The 17,250-nt window shown below is 64.3% G+C and carries 19 protein-coding genes; 7 read left to right on the plus strand and 12 right to left on the minus strand.

Translation table 11 applies throughout. The features are described from left to right. Nucleotides 1-3: 3 nt before the first annotated feature. A complete protein-coding gene (locus tag V6X30_RS07000; RefSeq protein WP_367983904.1) occupies nucleotides 4-927 on the plus strand; it encodes a histone deacetylase family protein in 924 nt (307 codons plus the stop codon). 221 nt (nucleotides 928-1,148) lie between these two features. On the opposite strand, the gene zapE is transcribed toward V6X30_RS07000, so the two are convergent. After that, nucleotides 1,149-2,249 (minus strand): cell division protein ZapE, encoded by a 1,101-nt coding sequence (zapE, locus tag V6X30_RS07005; protein WP_367983905.1) that lies wholly within the window; start codon nucleotides 2,247-2,249, stop codon nucleotides 1,149-1,151. Between the two features lie 134 nt (nucleotides 2,250-2,383). Between zapE and ilvD the strand changes: the two genes are divergently transcribed. Next, complete coding sequence (gene ilvD, locus V6X30_RS07010; RefSeq protein WP_367983906.1) at nucleotides 2,384-4,075, plus strand: dihydroxy-acid dehydratase; 1,692 nt, start codon at nucleotides 2,384-2,386, stop codon at nucleotides 4,073-4,075. On the opposite strand, the gene V6X30_RS07015 is transcribed toward ilvD, so the two are convergent. Genes V6X30_RS07015 through V6X30_RS07025 form a run of 3 tightly spaced genes read right to left on the minus strand, consistent with a single transcriptional unit; the run spans nucleotide 4,072 to nucleotide 5,784 of the window. Next, nucleotides 4,072-4,668: an SCO family protein gene (locus V6X30_RS07015; protein WP_367983907.1), complete on the minus strand. Its 597-nt coding sequence runs from the start codon at nucleotides 4,666-4,668 to the stop codon at nucleotides 4,072-4,074. The genes ilvD and V6X30_RS07015 overlap by 4 nt on opposite strands. Beyond that, complete coding sequence (locus V6X30_RS07020; RefSeq protein ID WP_367983908.1) at nucleotides 4,655-5,473, minus strand: cytochrome c oxidase assembly protein; 819 nt, start codon at nucleotides 5,471-5,473, stop codon at nucleotides 4,655-4,657. Before V6X30_RS07020 ends, V6X30_RS07015 begins: the two co-directional genes overlap by 14 nt. Next, nucleotides 5,470-5,784 (minus strand): ORF6N domain-containing protein, encoded by a 315-nt coding sequence (locus V6X30_RS07025; protein ID WP_367983909.1) that lies wholly within the window; start codon nucleotides 5,782-5,784, stop codon nucleotides 5,470-5,472. Before V6X30_RS07025 ends, V6X30_RS07020 begins: the two co-directional genes overlap by 4 nt. A gap of 88 nt (nucleotides 5,785-5,872) precedes the next feature. On the opposite strand from V6X30_RS07025, the gene sohB reads away from it, so the two are divergent. Next, on the plus strand, nucleotides 5,873-6,880 hold the full coding sequence (gene sohB / locus V6X30_RS07030; protein ID WP_367983910.1) for a protease SohB: 1,008 nt from the start codon (nucleotides 5,873-5,875) through the stop codon (nucleotides 6,878-6,880). Here sohB and V6X30_RS07035 read toward each other — a convergent pair. Further along, nucleotides 6,852-7,100 carry a sulfurtransferase TusA family protein gene (locus V6X30_RS07035; RefSeq protein ID WP_367983911.1) on the minus strand — a complete coding sequence of 83 codons (249 nt, stop codon included), beginning with the start codon at nucleotides 7,098-7,100 and terminating at the stop codon, nucleotides 6,852-6,854. The genes sohB and V6X30_RS07035 overlap by 29 nt on opposite strands. Nucleotides 7,101-7,168: 68 nt before the next feature. Here V6X30_RS07035 and V6X30_RS07040 point away from each other — a divergent pair, with 68 nt between their 5' ends. Beyond that, on the plus strand, nucleotides 7,169-7,372 hold the full coding sequence (locus V6X30_RS07040; protein WP_367983912.1) for a hypothetical protein: 204 nt from the start codon (nucleotides 7,169-7,171) through the stop codon (nucleotides 7,370-7,372). Between the two features lie 18 nt (nucleotides 7,373-7,390). Next, nucleotides 7,391-8,398, plus strand: coding sequence for a lipoyl synthase (gene lipA, locus V6X30_RS07045; protein ID WP_367983913.1), 1,008 nt, complete (start codon nucleotides 7,391-7,393; stop codon nucleotides 8,396-8,398). Between the two features lie 7 nt (nucleotides 8,399-8,405). Here the strand turns inward: lipA and V6X30_RS07050 are convergent, their stop codons facing one another. Further along, on the minus strand, nucleotides 8,406-10,124 hold the full coding sequence (locus V6X30_RS07050; protein WP_367983914.1) for a cation:proton antiporter: 1,719 nt from the start codon (nucleotides 10,122-10,124) through the stop codon (nucleotides 8,406-8,408). A 66-nt stretch (nucleotides 10,125-10,190) separates the two neighbouring features. On the opposite strand from V6X30_RS07050, the gene V6X30_RS07055 reads away from it, so the two are divergent. Next, entirely contained in the window at nucleotides 10,191-11,036 is an 846-nt protein-coding gene (locus tag V6X30_RS07055; RefSeq protein ID WP_367983915.1) for a universal stress protein, read from the plus strand. On the opposite strand, the gene cyoE is transcribed toward V6X30_RS07055, so the two are convergent. From cyoE to V6X30_RS07075, 4 genes are read right to left on the minus strand one after another with little or no spacing between them, the layout of a single operon-like run. Further along, on the minus strand, nucleotides 11,037-11,990 hold the full coding sequence (gene cyoE, locus V6X30_RS07060) for a heme o synthase (RefSeq protein ID WP_367983916.1): 954 nt from the start codon (nucleotides 11,988-11,990) through the stop codon (nucleotides 11,037-11,039). After that, nucleotides 11,987-12,997, minus strand: a complete 1,011-nt coding sequence (locus V6X30_RS07065) for a COX15/CtaA family protein (protein WP_367983917.1) — start codon at nucleotides 12,995-12,997, stop codon at nucleotides 11,987-11,989. Before V6X30_RS07065 ends, cyoE begins: the two co-directional genes overlap by 4 nt. Further along, nucleotides 12,994-13,584: a hypothetical protein gene (locus V6X30_RS07070; protein WP_367983918.1), complete on the minus strand. Its 591-nt coding sequence runs from the start codon at nucleotides 13,582-13,584 to the stop codon at nucleotides 12,994-12,996. The genes V6X30_RS07065 and V6X30_RS07070 overlap by 4 nt, the downstream gene beginning before the upstream one ends. Beyond that, a complete protein-coding gene (locus V6X30_RS07075; RefSeq protein WP_367983919.1) occupies nucleotides 13,584-14,327 on the minus strand; it encodes an SURF1 family protein in 744 nt (247 codons plus the stop codon). Before V6X30_RS07075 ends, V6X30_RS07070 begins: the two co-directional genes overlap by 1 nt. 78 nt (nucleotides 14,328-14,405) lie before the next feature. Here V6X30_RS07075 and V6X30_RS07080 point away from each other — a divergent pair, with 78 nt between their 5' ends. Then, nucleotides 14,406-14,618, plus strand: coding sequence for a twin transmembrane helix small protein (locus V6X30_RS07080; RefSeq protein WP_367983920.1), 213 nt, complete (start codon nucleotides 14,406-14,408; stop codon nucleotides 14,616-14,618). 31 nt (nucleotides 14,619-14,649) lie between these two features. Here V6X30_RS07080 and V6X30_RS07085 read toward each other — a convergent pair whose 3' ends face one another. Beyond that, entirely contained in the window at nucleotides 14,650-15,510 is an 861-nt protein-coding gene (locus V6X30_RS07085) for a cytochrome c oxidase subunit 3 (RefSeq protein WP_367983921.1), read from the minus strand. Between the two features lie 148 nt (nucleotides 15,511-15,658). After that, a complete protein-coding gene (gene ctaD, locus V6X30_RS07090) occupies nucleotides 15,659-17,233 on the minus strand; it encodes a cytochrome c oxidase subunit I (protein ID WP_367983922.1) in 1,575 nt (524 codons plus the stop codon). Between the last annotated feature and the right edge of the window lie 17 nt (nucleotides 17,234-17,250).

Below are 17,250 nucleotides of genomic sequence, written 5' to 3' on the forward strand. Positions count from 1 at the left end.
ATCGTGTCGACCTGGCTGATCACCCACCGCGACTGTCTGGCACACGACACCGGTAGCGACCATCCCGAGCGCATCGAGCGCCTCGAGGCCATCCTGACGGCGCTGGAGGCGCCGGAGTTTGCCGCACTGGTCCGTCACGAGGCGCAGGCGGCGCCCCGGGAGGCGCTGGAGCGGGCGCATGACACGGACTATATCGATGCCGTATTCGACGCCATCCCGACCAGCGGCCGCAGGCACTTCAATGCGGACACGGTGGTCTCTCCGGGCTCGGGCGAGGCGGCACTCCGGGCCGTCGGCGCCGCACTGCAGGGCGTGGATGCCATCCAGGCCGGCGAGGCCCGGCGCGTGTTCTGCGCCACAAGGCCCCCCGGCCATCATGCCGAGCCCGACGAGTCGATGGGATTCTGCCTGTTCAGCAATGCCGCGATCGCGGCACTGCACGCCCAGGCCGTTCACGGGGTACAACGCGTCGCGGTCGTCGATTTCGACGTCCACCACGGCAACGGGACGCAGAGCATTTTCAGCGGGCGCGAAGGGCTCTTCTATCTCTCTCTGCATCAGCATCCGCTGTTTCCGGGCACCGGAACCCGCAAGGACAACATCCCCGGCAACATCCTCAATCTCCCCTTGCCGGAGGGCACCGGCTCGGCCGCCTATCGGCAGCAATTCCATGGCGAAGCCATCTCGGCGCTCATCGATTTCGACCCGGAACTGCTGATCCTCTCGGCGGGTTTTGACGCGGCGGCCGAGGATCCCCTCGCCGGCCTTGAGCTGACAGCCGATGACTTCAGCTGGATTACCGACGAGCTGGTCGCCGTCGCCAATTACTGTTGCGGCGGCCACATCTGCTCGGTGCTCGAGGGAGGCTATGACCTCGAGGCCCTGTCACGCGGCGTGGCAGGGCATGTCGCCGGGTTGATGCGATAAGGCTTGACAGATTCGGTTATGCACATGGCATCCGCCAAAGCGCCTGCGATAGAGCCTGTAACTGACTGATTGCACGGCACAAATCGTAAGTTACTGATTGTTATAGCAATTAAGTCCTGATCAAGGATTCACCGATCCGGACACAACCGCACCATCATCGCTTCCGCGCCCCCGATCCCCCAGCTCCTCCACAAACTTATCCACAGGTTGTGGGGACAAACTCAGGGCCGATGGGGCATGGCGAGATACTCGTGGGACTGCATCTCCTGCAAGCGCGAGACCGTGCGACGGAATTCAAAACGCAGCCGCATGCCCCGATACAACCAATCGATATCGGCCATCGCCGAGATGAGGAGCTTGACGCCCCGGTCGTAGAACTCATCCACCAGGGCAATGAACCGGCGGGCGGCATCCTCGCGCTCACGATCCAGGATGGGAACGCCGGAGATGAGCACCGTGTGGAACTGCCGGGCGATCTCGATATAGTCATCCTGGCTCCGCGGGCCTTCGCAGAGGGCATCGAAGCCACACCACAGTACACCGTCGCCGACGCCGCGGGCCGGGATCTCGCGGTGATTGACCCGGAGCACCGGTTCAGCATGGTCCCGTTCCGGGGACAGCTGCTCGAAGGCAGCCGCCAGGGCCGCTTCGGCACGGGCATCCGGCGGCACATGATAGATGGGCGCCCGGCTGAGCAGCCGCAACCGGTAATCCGTCCCGCCGTCCACGTTCATAACCCGGGTATGCCGCTGGAGCAGGTCGATGGCGGGCAGAAAGCGCTCCCGCTGCAACCCGCCCTCGTAGAGCCCCTCGGGCGGCACATTGGAGGTGGCGACCAGTGCCACCCCCTCATCGATCAGCCCATGCAGCAATCCCGAGAGGATCATGGCATCGGCGATATCGCTGACGAAGAATTCGTCGAAACAGATGACGTGGGTATCGGCGGCCCACTCGGCGGCCAGGCGCCGAAGCGGATCGGGCTGATCACGCAGCACGCGCAGGCGCTCGTGGGCGGACTGCATAAACCGGTGGAAATGCGCCCGTCGCTTGCCTACCGTTGGCGGCAGACACTCGAAGAACATGTCCATAAGGTAGGTCTTGCCGCGCCCTACCCCACCCCAGAAATAGAGACCCGTCGGGCCGATGTCGGCGCCGCCGCGACGCCGAGCCCACCAGCCACGCAGACCACCGGGCGTCTCCGGCGTCTCGAGCAGCGTCTGGTAGAGGTCGTCAAGCGCCTCCACCGCAATCCGTTGTTCGGCATCATCGAGAAAGTCCCCGCTATCCAGGTCGGCCTGGTAGCGCTCACTTGGCGTTGTCACCGCAACTGCCCGTTATGTCGCCCGCTCCCGGGGGCAGAGTATGCCATGTTGTCGGCCGTTGACGATTGCCAGCCGGGCAGGAGTTTCGTATTTTGCTCCCCAAGTCCATTTAACTGACGACTCGAGGATTGAACATGGCCGACAACCGCCGCAGCCGCGTCGTGACACAGGGACTCGCCCGCACACCCAACCGCGCGATGATGCGGGCGGCCGGCTTCCGCGACGAGGATTTCGACAAGCCCATCGTCGGTGTCGGCAATGCGCACAGCACCATCACCCCCTGCAACATGGGCATCGGTGCCCAGGCCGAACGCGCCAGCGAGGCCCTGCGCGAGGCGGGCGCCATGCCGGTGAGCTTCGGTACGATCACCATCTCTGATGGGATCTCCATGGGCACCGAGGGGATGAAATACTCCCTCGTCTCCCGCGAGGTCATCGCCGACTCCATCGAAACCGTCTGCAACGGCCAGAGCCTCGACGGTGTGCTCGCCACCGGCGGCTGCGACAAGAACATGCCAGGGGCGATGATCGGTATCGCCCGACTCAACATCCCGTCGATCTTCGTCTATGGCGGCACCATCAAGCCGGGCCATTACAAGGGCGAGGACCTGACCATCGTCAGCGCCTTTGAGGCCGTCGGCCAGGCCGCCGCCGGCAACCTCTCCGATGAAGACCTTAAAGGCGTGGAGAAAAATGCCTGCCCCGGCGCCGGCTCCTGTGGTGGCATGTACACCGCCAACACCATGTCCAGCGCCTTCGAGGCCATGGGCATGAGCATCATGGGCTCGAGCACCGTCTCGGCCGTCGACGAAGAGGCGCACACCGTTGCCGCCCGCGCCGCCGAGGTCCTCGTGGACGCAATCCGGCATCAGCGCCTGCCGCGCGACATTATGACCCGCAAGGCGTTCGAGAATGCCGCCAGCGTCCTCATGGCGGTCGGCGGTTCAACCAACGCAGTGCTGCACTTCATGGCCATCGCCAGTGCCTGCGAGGTTGATTTCTCCATCGATGACATCGAGCGGATCCGTCAGCGCGTGCCCGTACTCTGCGACCTCAAGCCATCGGGTCGATACGTGACCAGCGAGTTCCATGAGGTGGGCGGAACGCCCCAGGTCATGAAGATGCTGCTGGCGAAAGGACTGCTGCACGGCGAGTGCATGACCATTACCGGTCAGACCATTGAGGAACTGCTGGCCGACGTGCCGGCGACTCCGCCCGCGGATCAGGACATCATCCGCGACTTCGACAACCCGGTGTATGCCGAGGGACACCTGGCCATCCTGCGTGGCAATCTGGCCGAGGAAGGCGCGGTCGCCAAGGTGAGCGGCATCAAGAAGCGCCGCATCGAGGGGCCGGCCCGGGTGTTCGACTCCGAGGAGATCGCCATGGAGGCGATCCTCAGCGACAGCATCCAGGCCGGTGATGTCCTCATCATCCGATACGAAGGGCCAAAGGGCGGCCCCGGCATGCGTGAGATGCTGGCGCCGACCTCGGCGATTATCGGTCGCGGCCTGGGCGACGCGGTCGGCCTGATCACCGACGGCCGGTTCTCTGGCGGCACCTACGGCATGGTGGTCGGTCACGTCGCGCCGGAAGCCGCGGTCGGCGGCAATATCGCGCTGGTCGAGGAAGGCGACACCGTGGTGATCGATGCCGACCATAACCTGCTTGAGGTCAAGCTGAGCGACGAGGCACTGGCCGAGCGTCGGCAGCGGTGGCAGCCGCGCCCGCCCAATTACCGTCGCGGTGTCCTTGGCAAGTTCGCGAAACTGGTGAGCTCGGCCTCCTATGGCGCCGTCACTGACAAGGACCTGTTCGAGGACTAGCTCCCGGCGATCCGCCGCAGGTCCGCGGCCATGGCGGCGACACTGTCGCTCGGGCGGAACAACGCCCGGGCGTCACCCTCGGCGTCGAACACGTACATGGCACTCGAGTGCGAGACGTTGTAATCGCCGAACTCATTGGGCTCGTCATAGCCAAAGGTGGCCCGATAGCGCTTGGTGAGTTCGCGCAGCGTCTCGACATCCGCCGTGGCACCAGTGACCCGCTCGCTGAAGAAATCCGTATAGCGGGCCAGCTTCCCGGGATCGTCCCGGCCGGGATCCACTGAGACGAACAGCACCCGCAGATCGCTGTCGAGCCCCTCACCCGCTGCCTCCGTCGCCGCAGCAATGCGGGCCATGGCGGTCGGGCAGACATCGGGACAGTGGGTGAAACCGAAGAACATCACCGTCGGCGCACCCGCGAGATCGGCCTCGGTCAGCGTCTCACCGTCCTCGCCGGTCAGCTGGAAGGCCAGATCCGGCAGCAGCCCCTCGATCCCCTTGGTCTGGTAGTCACGCCCACCACAGGCCACCAGCAGAAGACCCAGGGCCAGTACGAGCAGCCGCGGCAGGAGCCGCCGGTCAAGCCTTTTCATCATCCCTCTCCAGACGGAATGCCAGCACAATGATCGCGGCGGCGACACTCATCATGGCCGCCGGAATCCAGGTAATCAGCCCACCAATCTGCTGATCAAGCATCGGGTCGATGGGGAACGCTCGCCCGCAGACATCGTAGATCTCGAACAGGTTCTGACCACTGAAGGTGATATAGGCGCCCAGCGCGATCTGTGGCGGCATGATCAACGCCAGCACCAGAATACGACGCCCGGGGCTGAGCCGGGGCGTGATGCCACGATCGCCACGCTCGAAGATCAGCCACCAGAAAAGCAGGCCGTCCACCACCATTGTCCAGTTCATGAACCAGTAGAGGTCGATGCTGAGCATGGCGTCGAAGTGGATCTCCGGTGTGAGCCAGAAATAGATCAACCCCACGAAAAGAAAACCTGCAATGAACGGCTGCTGCAGGATCCGGTAGACCACCCGCAGCGCTCGAAACAGCGGCCGCAGCCGACCATCAGGCAGCCGCCGCACGGCGGCCGGAAGGCCCGCCGCCAGCACGGCAGTCGGCATGGACAGCGCGATCAGGAAGGGCCCCAGGTGATGCAGTATGAGATGCTGCAGGCGGTGGGCGGCGAACAGGAACTGCGAGTAGTAATCGTAATGGGTCTGGGTGACCGCATAGATCAGCCCCACGCCCGCAAAATAGGACAGCGCCGGCCAGAAGCCCGGCCGGGCACCGCGCATCATCCCCGCCGCATAGATCACCACCGCCAGCGCGCAGGCGATGAAAACCGGCGCCGAGGGCTCCCACGGCCGCAACCACTCCACCAGGGTGTTCATTGAGACTCAAGCCTAGCAACGCCCTGCATGCGGGCATAGGCCTCGGCGGTGATCAGCACCGCCACCCGACTGGCCGGATAGAGCGCAGCGGCTTCCTGCATGGCGCGCAGGAGTTGCGCCGATGCCGTATCACCGGGCTCGCCAATATCCACCACAAAGAAGTCCCGATCCTCTCGCAGTTCATGGCGGACGCGCTTGAAGGCGCGGAAAGCCGTGCCCTTGGCGACTCCGTTCATCCGATCAATCTGGCGCAGACCGAGCACGGATGCACCCCGGTACTCGAACGGCGGGTCGCTGGCCTGGTGGGTCATCCGGGACACCTCCAAAGGCTTACCTCGGGCATTGGCTCGCGTAAACTCTGCGGTTTGCAGTGATCCGCATTCGATCAAGGAGAATGCAATGGAGTTCATTCAGGATTATGCCCTGTTCCTCGCCCGCGTGCTTACCCTGCTGGTCGCCTTCGCGGTCATTCTGGGCATGCTCGGTGGCATGGCCGGCAAGCGCCGTGGCCGGCAGCGCGAACAGCTCGAGGTGGAGCCGCTTAACCGGCGCTATGAGGCGATGAGCCGCCGCATCGAGCAGGGCATCCAGACCGCCCGCCCCCGGCTGTTGCAGCGCCTGCGCGAGCGGCGTCGCGGGAAAAGGCGCGGCCAGGGGGGTGAGGGACGTCTGCCGCGGCTTTTTGTGCTCGATTTCGATGGCGATATCCGGGCCACGGCCGTGGATGCACTGCGCGAGGAGGTGAGCGCCATCATCGCCACCGCCAAGCGTGACGACGAAGTGCTGCTGCGACTGGAAAGCCCGGGCGGCATGGTGCCGGGATACGGATTGGCGGCCAGTCAGCTCGCGCGTCTGCGCGAGGCGAACATCCGGCTGACCATCGCCGTGGATCGCGTCGCCGCCAGCGGCGGATATCTGATGGCCTGCGTGGCCGACCGCATCGTCGCGGCCCCATTCGCCGTGATTGGCTCCATCGGGGTGGTCGGCCAGCTGCCCAATTTCCATGGCCTGCTCAAGCGCCACGATATCGAGTTCGAGCTGCATACCGCCGGCGAACACAAGCGGGATCTCACGGTGTTCGGCGAGAACACCGACGAGGGTCGGGCGAAATTCCGCGAATCACTCCAGGAGGTGCACGACCTGTTCAAGCACCACATCGGCCGCTACCGCCCGCGTCTCAAGCTCGACGACGTGGCCACCGGCGAACACTGGCTGGGAGAACGCGCCCTGGAGCTAGGGCTGGTGGATGACCTCGGCACCAGCGATGACTTATTGCTTGAGCGCCGTGAGCGCATGGAGCTGATCGGCCTGACCTGGCACCCGACACCCTCATTCCGCCGCCGGCTCTCGGTGGTGGTGGAATCGCTGGTCGCGCGGCTCAGCGGCCTTTCTCGAGCCAGAATGTAAAGACGCCTTCGCTTTCCTCGTGCTGCAACAACGTGGTGGTGCTGGTGTCACAGAAGCCGCGGAAGTCGATCACCGAGTGCGGATCGGTGGCACGGACGCGAAGGCGCTCGCCCGGGGCCATCTCACGCAGCGCCTGCTTCGTGCGCAGGATGGGAAGCGGACAGTTGAGCCCGCGCAGGTCCAGATCGCGATGGTCATCAACCTGTGAAACGGAGGCCATGGAGACGGTCCTGTTACGGCGCGTATACTGGACGCCAGTATACGTGAACAGCATCGGGAGACGCCGTCATGAATGATGAGCGCCAGGCGGAGGACACCCCCCGCGACGAACAACCATCGGAAACCCGGCCGGGGCACGATCCGCGACCAGTGAGCGATGCCCGCCTGCGTGAAGAGGTAAGCCGGGAGGAGGTCGAGGGCTATCGCAAGCAGGCCGACGAGGCGCATGCGAACTGGTTCTCGGTCATGAACAACCCTTACGGCAAGGACTGAGTCAGCAAGGAGCCCGAGATGTCCGAATTGAAGGGGATCCCTGTCGTGGTCAGTGGCCAGAAGGTCAGCAAACCCAATGGCGTGCGGGCCATCAAGAACGGCATCAAGACCCGGCGCGACACCGCCCCCGTTGGCCGCGGTGACAAGCCCGACTGGCTGCGGGTCAAGATCCCGACCGGTGAGACCTACCAGAAGGTCCGCCAGACCGTGCGCGAGCACAAGCTCGCCACGGTCTGCGAGGAATCCATGTGCCCGAACATGGGCGAGTGCTGGAGTGCCGGCACAGCCACCATCATGCTCATGGGTGATGTCTGCACCCGCGCCTGCCGGTTCTGCGCCGTCGACACCGGCAATCCGCGCGGCTGGCTGGACGAGAATGAACCAGCCGGCGCCGCGGAGACGGTGGAGCTCATGGGCCTGAAATACGTCGTGCTCACCTCGGTGGACCGCGATGACCTCGACGACGGAGGGGCGAGCCATTACGCCGCCTGCATCCGCGAGATCAAGCGTCGCAATCCCCAGACGGCGGTGGAGGCACTGACACCGGACTTCAACGGTCGGCATGAGGCGATCAACACGGTGGTCGACACCGGCCTCGAAGTCTTCGCCCAGAACGTCGAGACGGTCAAACGGCTGACCCATCCGGTCCGCGACCCCCGTGCCGGCTATCAGCAGACGCTGGATGTGCTCGCGCACGCCAAGCAGCGGCGGCCGGATGTCCTCACCAAGACCAGCCTCATGCTGGGGCTGGGCGAGACGGACGAGGAAATCATAGAGACCATGGACGACCTGCGCGCCATTGGTGTCGACATCGTCACTTTCGGCCAGTACCTGCGGCCCACGGTCAACCACCTGCCGGTGGACCGCTATGTCACGCCCGAGCAGTTCAACCGCTACCGCGAGATCGGTCTCGGCAAGGGCTTTCTGGAAGTGGTCTCGGGTCCACTGGTGCGCTCCAGCTACCGCGCCGACCGCGTACTCGAGAAAAACAACGTCGGCCTCGACCGCGCGGCTGGCGAGGGCTGAAGGCCGCTTAATAGCGGCCCTCGGCGCGCTCCTCCGGGGCGATATGCGGAATGGGTGTGCGCTGGGCCTCGCGCGCACCGCAGATGAGGTCCACCGCCCGGTCCGCCGCATCCTGGAACGGCTCCAGCACCGTATCAGCGCCACGGCGCTGCAGCTCCTCGGTCTCCAGGTCGTTGTGTGAGGCCACGGCGATCTTCCCGCCGAACGGCTCCGCCCGGATGATCTGCATCAGGGTGTGACGGCTGTCCTCATGGCTCAGCCCCGTGGGATGCCGGGGTACGGTGCTGACCACCCAGCGGGCGTTTTCGAGGGGCAGTGAGCTGATGAACTCGGGGTCGGTCGCATCCCCGTATTCGGCAGGCAGGCCGAGCTGCTTCGCGCGTCGGATTGCACTGGGGTTGAAGTCCACCCCCAGAACGGCAAACCCCCGTTGCTGCAGCCGAAGCCCCATGGCCGTCCCGAAACGTCCCATCCCGAAAATGAGGATATCGACGCCGCCCACATGCTCGTCGGCCTGTCCGCCGGGCTCACGCGGCGTCTCGGCGCGCTCGAACATCCACAGATGCCGTCCGAAATGGTCATAGAGCCAGTGCGAGTAGGTGATCATATAAACCGATACAGCGATGGTGACCAACCCGACCAGCGTCACCAGGCCCAGCGCTTCCTCTCCAACATGGCCCAGGGCGAGCCCCATGCTGATGAAGATCAGCGAGAATTCCGAGATCTGGGCGACCGTCAGCCCGGCCAGAAAGCCGGTTCGCCGCCGGTAACCCATGGCCCCCATGATGGCCAGGACGATCAGCGGATTGCCGATCAGCACGAAGGCGGAGAAGATCAGCGCCTCGCCAAGACTGTCCCCCAGCAACCCCAGATCGAGTGTGGACCCGAGGGAAATAAAGAAGAACAACAGCAGGAAATCCCGCAGCGGCGCCAGCCGCGCCGAGATGGTCTCGCGATAGGGCGTTGAGGCCAGTGAAATCCCCGCCAGCAGCCCACCGAGCTCCTTACCGAGACCGATGGCATCCGCCACCGTTGCGAATACCGTTGCTTGGGCAATGGCGAAGACCACCAGCAGCTCCGGCGCACGGGCCAGGCGGGCACTGAGCGGGTTGGCCACATAGCGCACGAACAGAATCACCAGACCGACCAGGGCGATTCCGGCCAGCAGCACCATGGCGATCTCTCCGGCGCCACCGCCGTCCGATCGGCCGCCAATGCCCACCGTGGACAGGACGATCATGGCCAGAACCACCACCAGATCCTGGACGATCAGAAAGCCCAGCGCGATCTGGCCGTGCAGCGAATCGATCTCGCGCTTGTCCGAAAGCAGCTTGACGATGATGATCGTGCTGGAGAAGGTAAGCGCTACGGCCACATACAGGGCGGTGACCGCATCCATCCCCAGGGCCAGGCCGATCAGAAAACCGATGCCGGCGGTGAAGGCCACCTGGCCGAGGCCGGTGACAAGGGCGACCGCGCCCAGGGAGCGAATGAGCTTGATGTCGAGCTTGATGCCAACAAGGAATAACAGCACGGCGATGCCGAGTGCCGAGAGCAGCTCGATCTGGGCCTCGGCATGGACGACATCCAGCATGGAGGGGCCCGCCATGATGCCCACCGCGATGAAACTCACGATCAGCGGCTGGCGTAGAAGGATACCGGCAAAGCCCACAACGGCCGCGAGCATGAGCAGAGCAGCAACCTCTGCAAAAGCGGAATTCAGCATCAAATCCATGAGCCCGCGCCTCTTGGCTGAATCGACGCCCCCCGACCGCTCTGGAAGGCCATCCTCGTGAGCCAAATCGTCCTTGCCACCGATCTGAGCGATCGCGCCGAGCGTGCCCAGCGGATGGCGCTGCTCATCGCCCGGGAGACCGGGTTCTCGCTCAAGCTGGTCTACGCCATTGATGCCGACCAACCCGCTGCGATGATCGAGGCCCAGCGCAACGAAGCAGACTCAATGTTACAGCGCCTGGCGGCCACGATCGAGAAGGCCGATCAGGTGGCCTGTTCGGCCGAGGTGACGACCGGCAGCGGCGTCGACGCGGCGATACAGGCCGCCGTGGATCACGGGACGACGCTCATCGTGCTCGGTAGCCATCGCAAGCGCCAGATCCGCGATCTGTTCCTCGGCGGCACCTCGGAACGGATCCTGGCCCACACCGATGTGCCGATCCTTGTCGTACGGGCGGCACCGGTGGCGCGTTATCGCAGGCTGCTGTTCGCGACGGATCTCTCGGATGCATCCCTGGAGGCCGCCAGAAAGCTGCCCACCCATCCGGTCACGGCTGGCGTGTCCACAACGATTCTGCATCTGGTCGGCACCGAGGAGCAGTCACCGGTGGCGCAGAATCAGATGAGTGACAGAGTCCGTGACGCGCTGTTGTCCAACGAGCAGGCCGTGGCTTTACAGCGGCTTGAGCGATTCGTCGACCGCGCGGGGCTGGATGTGGTCTCGCAGCGGGTTGAGGCGGACAGCCGGCCGACGGCCACTGCCCTCATCGAGTTGGCTTCGCGGGAAGGCGCCGACCTGATCGCTCTCAACCCGAGGCGGGCGACGGGCGTTGAAGGGTTCCTGCGCTACAGCGTGACCACCCGCCTGCTGAATTCATCACCGGTGGATCTGCTGCTTTTCTGATCAACCGATGAACGGTGCCAACACCACCGGCAGATAGGCATCCACAAGCAGAACCGCGAACAGGGCCATCAGATAGACGATGCTGTAGCCGAACGAGCGCATCGGCAGGGAACGATCCTCGGGTCGGGCCAGCAGGGCATAACCGAACCACAGATAACGCGCGCCCAGCGCCAGCGCCCCGATCAGATAGATGGGCCCGCTCATTCCGGTCGCAAAGGGCAGCATCGTCACGCCCACCAGCAATACCGTGTAGAACAGGATCTGCCAGCGGGTGTAGCGATCACCGTGGGTCACCGGAAGCATCGGAATATCGACGCTGGCATATTCCTCGCGTCGGTGGATCGCCAGCGCCCAGAAGTGCGGCGGTGTCCACGTAAAGATGATGAGGAACAGGAGCAACGCGTGCGGGTCGATGCTACCCGTCACCGCCACCCAGCCAAGCACCGGCGGCGCAGCGCCGGCGGCCCCGCCGATGACGATGTTCTGCGGGGTTGCACGCTTGAGAAAGAGCGTATAGACAAAGGCGTAACCCATGAGCGAGCCGGCGGTCAGCCACGCGGTCAGCGGGTTGACGGCAAAGTAGAGCAACGCAAGCCCGCTGATGCCGAGGGTGCCGGCGAAGACGCTGGCATGGGCGGTGCGCAGGTGGCCGGTCGGCAATGGCCGCCCCTGGGTGCGCTTCATTCGGGCATCCACGCGGCGATCGACCAGATGATTGATGGCGGCCGCGGAACCTGCCGCCAGCGCAATGCCGATATTACCAACAATAAGCGCGTTCCAGGGCAGGCTGCCGGGGCTCGCCAGCAGGTTACCCACCACGGCGGTGAACACCATCAGTGCCACGACGCCCGGTTTGGTCAGCTCATAGTAATCACGCCAGTGGTGCAGCAGATGCTGCAGCGGTGGCGCGTCATCGGCGGCCCGGGTTGTGCTCGCTTCCAGCGTGCGGCTCATGTTTCTGCCAGCGGTCGATTCACGTGAATGACGGTTACCAGTACGAGGAGTAGTACTGCAGCCCCGGCATTGTGCGCGACCGCCAGCGCCAGAGGCAAGCTGTAGACCACGTTGCCAATGCCGATCGCCAGCTGCAGCGTCAGCGCCAGCCCCACGGCGATGCCCAGTGCATGACCGATACCGCCGGCACGCCAAAGCCGCCAGGCGAGGAAACCGAGCACCAACGTCACCAGGATCGCGCCGACGCGGTGGACGAGGTGGATCGCCATGCGCGCGGGGTGGTCGAGCACCCCGAATTCATAGTTCACCCCGAGGCCTCGCCAGAGCACGAAACCCTCCGAGAAATCGGCGCGTTCGGGCCAGTATTCGCCCAGGCTGCAGGCCGGAAACTCGTTACAGGCCAGTGCCGCATAGTTCGTACTGGTCCAGCCGCCAAGCGTGATCTGTCCGACCGTGACCAGAACGGCGACCCCGATGAGCCCGCCAAGTCCCGCATTGCCGGCTAGTCGGCCGGTTCCCCCCAGATAATTGCAGCGCAGGGTGACCCACCAGAGCAGTGAGAGCGTCGTCAGGCCGCCCAGCAGATGGGCCGTGACCACCGCCGGCTTGAGCTGCCAGGTGACGGTCCATGCGCCAAGGATCGCCTGAAAGGTCACCAGCGCGACCAGAAACAGCGGAACCCGCCAGGGCTGCCCTGGCCGATGGCGCTGACGCCAGCCGAAAATGCCGAGGGCGAGAATCATCAGCCCCAGAATGCCCGCGAGGTAGCGATGCACCATCTCGCGCCATCCCTTGCCGATATGCACCGGCGTATCCGGGAAGGCCTCGTTGGCCGCCGCGATGGCATCCGGCGTATTGGGGACATCCCATTGCCCGTAGCAACCGGGCCAATCCGGGCATCCGAGGCCCGCATCCGTCAGTCGTACCCAGGCGCCCAGCACCACCACGCAGAGCGTGACGGCCGTCGTCAGAAGGCTCAGGCGGAAAAACCAGGGATGGGCTTTCATTGGGCTGTGGCCTCCTCAAGGGCACGGCGCTCCGCCTCTTCCTTGGCCAGGCGCAGGAGTTTTTCGAGATCGTCCAGGAGTCCCGAGGCATCCAGGGGCACCGGATAGCGCATCACCTGATAACCGCGATAATCGACAACCTGGGCGGCGATCGGTTCACCGTCGTGCACGGCGAGCCGCTCCACGATTGCCGCGGGCGCCGCGAGGTTAAGGATCCCGGCGGCCGGTTCCACCACCGGTTCGAGCTGGTCCTGCGGCTGCAGAACGATCAGGCGGACACGCTCGATATCGCGATCGAGGGCGACGCGCACACGGTTCAATTTGTCGAGACGTTGCAGACAGGCCTCTCCACAGGCCTGCATCTGCGGCATGACCACCAGCCAGTCGCCCGCCAGCGTCGGCGCCGCCCCTTCCACGGCCTGCCACTGCCCGGGTTCGAGCTGCACCGGCGGCTGGACCAGGTCGCCATTGTTCGTGAATGTCCCCGGCCGCCAGTCGCTGAACACCATCACCATGGCAGCCACTGTCGGCAGAATGAAAATCGCGAGCAGTACAATGAGCTGCCAGCGGCCTTTGACCCATCCCATCAGGCGGCGCCTCCTCGTTTTTCGCGTCGCGTGTTCACGATCAGCCAGATCAGGGTGAGCGCCCCGGCCAGTGAAAACCACTGCACCGCGTACCCCTCGTGCCGTTCCGGACCAAAGCGCCAGGCGTCGCGTCCGGTCCGCTGCGCCACCACTTCATTGGTCAGTGGCCCCGCCACCAGCAGATAGTCGCTGAGGGGGTAGTCGAGCGTTGACTGCATGTAGTCGAAGTCCATGTACTGAATGCGTCTTGGCCACTGCGTCGGCTGATCCGAAGGATCTCCCAGTCGCAGGCCCACCGAGGGACCTCGACCAACCCGCCCGGTCACCCGCTCCTGCGGCTCGACGGGCGGGAGATCCGGCAGCGTCTGTCGATCACCGACGATGGGGACGAAGCCCCGGTCGACGAGGACCGCGGCATCACGGTCATCCAGCCGCAGTGGCGTCAACACCCGATAACCGACCTGCCCGTCCTGAATACGGTTGTCGAGCAGGAACTGGTGGGCCTCATCGAACGTCCCACTGGCCGCTACCCGGCGATATTCATGGGTGCCCAGCGTCGCGGCCACCTCATTCAGATCCACCACCGGCGCCCGCGTTGCCGCCGCCCGTTCGGCCAGCGCGGTCCGCTTCTGATCGGCCCGGTCAAGCTGCCAGTTCCCGAGCGTGAGGAGCAGCACCAGCAGCACCAGATAGGCGACGGTCGGCAGCAGCCTCGGTGCGAAAACGTAGCCGGCAAAACGCATGCCTCTGGAAGCGGAGGCCAACTCGGTCAGCACCCCGATCTTGCTTTATACTCGCCCGACGCCGAAAAGGACTGCCCCATGGACCTCGCAATTCGTATCGCCATCCTGATCACACTCTTCGTCATCATTGCGAGCCTCGGTTCGGGTCTTTTCTACCTGATCCGGGACCGCGGTCAGTCCAGGCGCACCTTGAATGCGCTGACGCTGCGCATCACGCTCTCTGTCATCCTCTTCCTGTTGATCCTCATCGGCTACGCCACCGGCGTCATTACGCCCAACCTGACACCCTGAAACCGGGGCGCCATGGCTGGGCGAGGATCGATCAGAGGATGTAGACGAAGATGTAGAGCCCCAGCCAAACCACATCCACGAAGTGCCAGTACCAGGCGGTCGCTTCGAACCCGAAATGCGCCTCCGGCCGGAAATGGCCCTTCATGCATCGCACGGCGATGACACCCAGCATGAGCGTGCCGATCAGCACATGCATGCCATGGAATCCGGTGAGCATGAAGAACGTCGAGCCGTAGATACCGGTCTCAAGGCGGAGATTCAGGTGGGCATAGGCCTCGTAATACTCGTAGGCCTGCAGACCGATGAACAGCACACCGAGGGCGATGGTGGCCCACATATAGGCCACCAGCTTCTGGCGGTTGCCATCCTTCAGCGCGTGATGCGCCGTGGTCAGCGTGACACCCGAGGTCAGCAGGATCAGCGTGTTGATGGTCGGCAGCGGCCAGGGACCCATCGGCCGCCATTCCATGGCCGCATTGGCCGGCCCGGCCGTGGGCCAGGTGAGTGCCACCGAGTCCCAGATCAGACGACTGGTGGCCGGATCCTCGCCGGAGAGCCACGGCACGGAGAGCACCCGAGCGTAGAACAGCGCGCCAAAGAAGGCCGCGAACAGCATGACCTCGGAGAAGATGAAAAAGATCATTCCCCAGCGCAGCGACCGGTCGACCTGGTCGCTGTAGAGCCCCTTGAGGCCCTCCCGCACGACATCGCCAAACCAGCCCACCACCATCCAGAGTGTGATCAGCAGCCCGGCGCCGAGCACCCACGGACCGGCACCGATTCCCTCGAGGTAGAGCGCGATCCCCACCACCAGGGTCGTTACGCCCACGCTACCGATAATCGGCCAACTGCTTTGGTGCGGTACGTAGTAGCCGCCTTCTGCCTGCGCCATGCGCTGTCCTCTCTCTCCCTAGCCCCGACCGCTAGAGGCGGTCGAGGAAAACACCCAGGTAAATGCCCAGAACGAGCAGCACGAGCAGGAACACCGTCCAGCGGATGTTCCTGCGTGTGCGCCGCCCCACTTCACGATTGATCATGGATCAGCGGATGACCGGCGGGGTGTCAAAGGTGTGATGCGGCGCCGGCGACGGCACCTCCCACTCAAGCCCCTCGGCGCCCTCCCAGGCACGTGCCTCGGCTTCCTGGCCGCCGCGGATGCACTTGTAGAGCAGCCAGACGAAGATCAGCTGGGCAAACCCAAAGCCAAAGCCGCCAATGCTGGAGACCATATTCCAGTCGGCGAACTGCACCGAGTAGTCCGGGATGCGCCGCGGCATGCCCGCCAGACCCAGGAAGTGCTGCGGGAAGAACAGCACGTTCACGAAGATCACCGACAGCCAGAAATGCCACTGCCCAAGCCGCTCGCTGTACATATGCCCGGTCCACTTGGGCAGCCAGTAGTAGGCGGCGGCAAGAATGGCGAATACGGCACCGGTCACCAGCACATAGTGGAAATGCGCGACCACGAAATACGTGTCGTGGTACTGGAAGTCAGCCGGCGCGATGGCCAGCATCAGCCCCGAGAAACCACCGATGGTGAACAGGAACACGAACGCCAGGGCGAACAGCATGGGGGTCTCGAAGGTCATCGCCCCGCGCCACATGGTCGCCACCCAGTTGAACACCTTCACACCGGTCGGCACGGCAATCAGCATGGTGGCGTACATGAAGAACAGCTGTCCGGCCAGCGGCATGCCCACGGTGAACATGTGGTGGGCCCAGACGATGAACGACAGGAACGCGATGGACGCCGTGGCGTAGACCATCGAGCTGTAGCCGAAAAGCGGCTTGCGGGCGAACGTCGGAATGATCGTCGAGATGATGCCGAACGCCGGCAGGATGAGAATGTAGACCTCGGGATGCCCGAAGAACCAGAAAATATGCTGATACAGCACGGGGTCACCGCCGCCGGCCGCGCTGAAGAACGAGGTGCCGAAGTACTGATCCGTGAGCAGCATTGTGATGGCACCCGCCAGCACCGGCATGACGGCGATCATGAGGTAGGCCGTGATCAGCCAGGTCCAGACGAACAGCGGCATCTTCATCAGCGTCATGCCGGGTGCACGCATGTTCAGGATCGTGGCGATGACGTTGATCGATCCCATGATCGAGCTGATGCCCAGCACATGGATCGCGAAGATCACGAACGGGAATGCGGTGCCGGTCTGGAGCATGAGCGGCGGGTACATCGTCCAGCCACCCGCCGGACCACCACCCGGCATGAACAGCGTCGACAGCAGGATGGCGAAGCCGAACGGCAGCAGCCAGAAGCTCCAGTTGTTCATGCGCGGCAGGGCCATGTCCGGCGCCCCGACCATGAGCGGGATCATCCAGTTGGCCAGGCCGGTGAAGGCCGGCATGACCGCGCCGAAAATCATCACCAGCGCATGCATGGTGGTCATCTGGTTGAAGAAGTAGGGATCCACCACCTGGAGCCCGGGCTGGAAGAGCTCAGCTCGAATGACCAGCGCCATGGCGCCGCCGACCAGGAACATGGCCAGCGAGAACAGCAGATACATTGATCCGATGTCCTTGTGATTGGTCGTCACCAGCCAGCGCTTGAACCCGGTGGGCTCCTCGGCGTGATGTGCGTGATCCTGGGTTGTTGCCGTCATCTCAACCGTCTCCCCTG

Source organism: Spiribacter sp. 1M189 (assembly GCF_040838345.1).
Classification (GTDB): domain Bacteria; phylum Pseudomonadota; class Gammaproteobacteria; order Nitrococcales; family Nitrococcaceae; genus Spiribacter; species Spiribacter insolitus.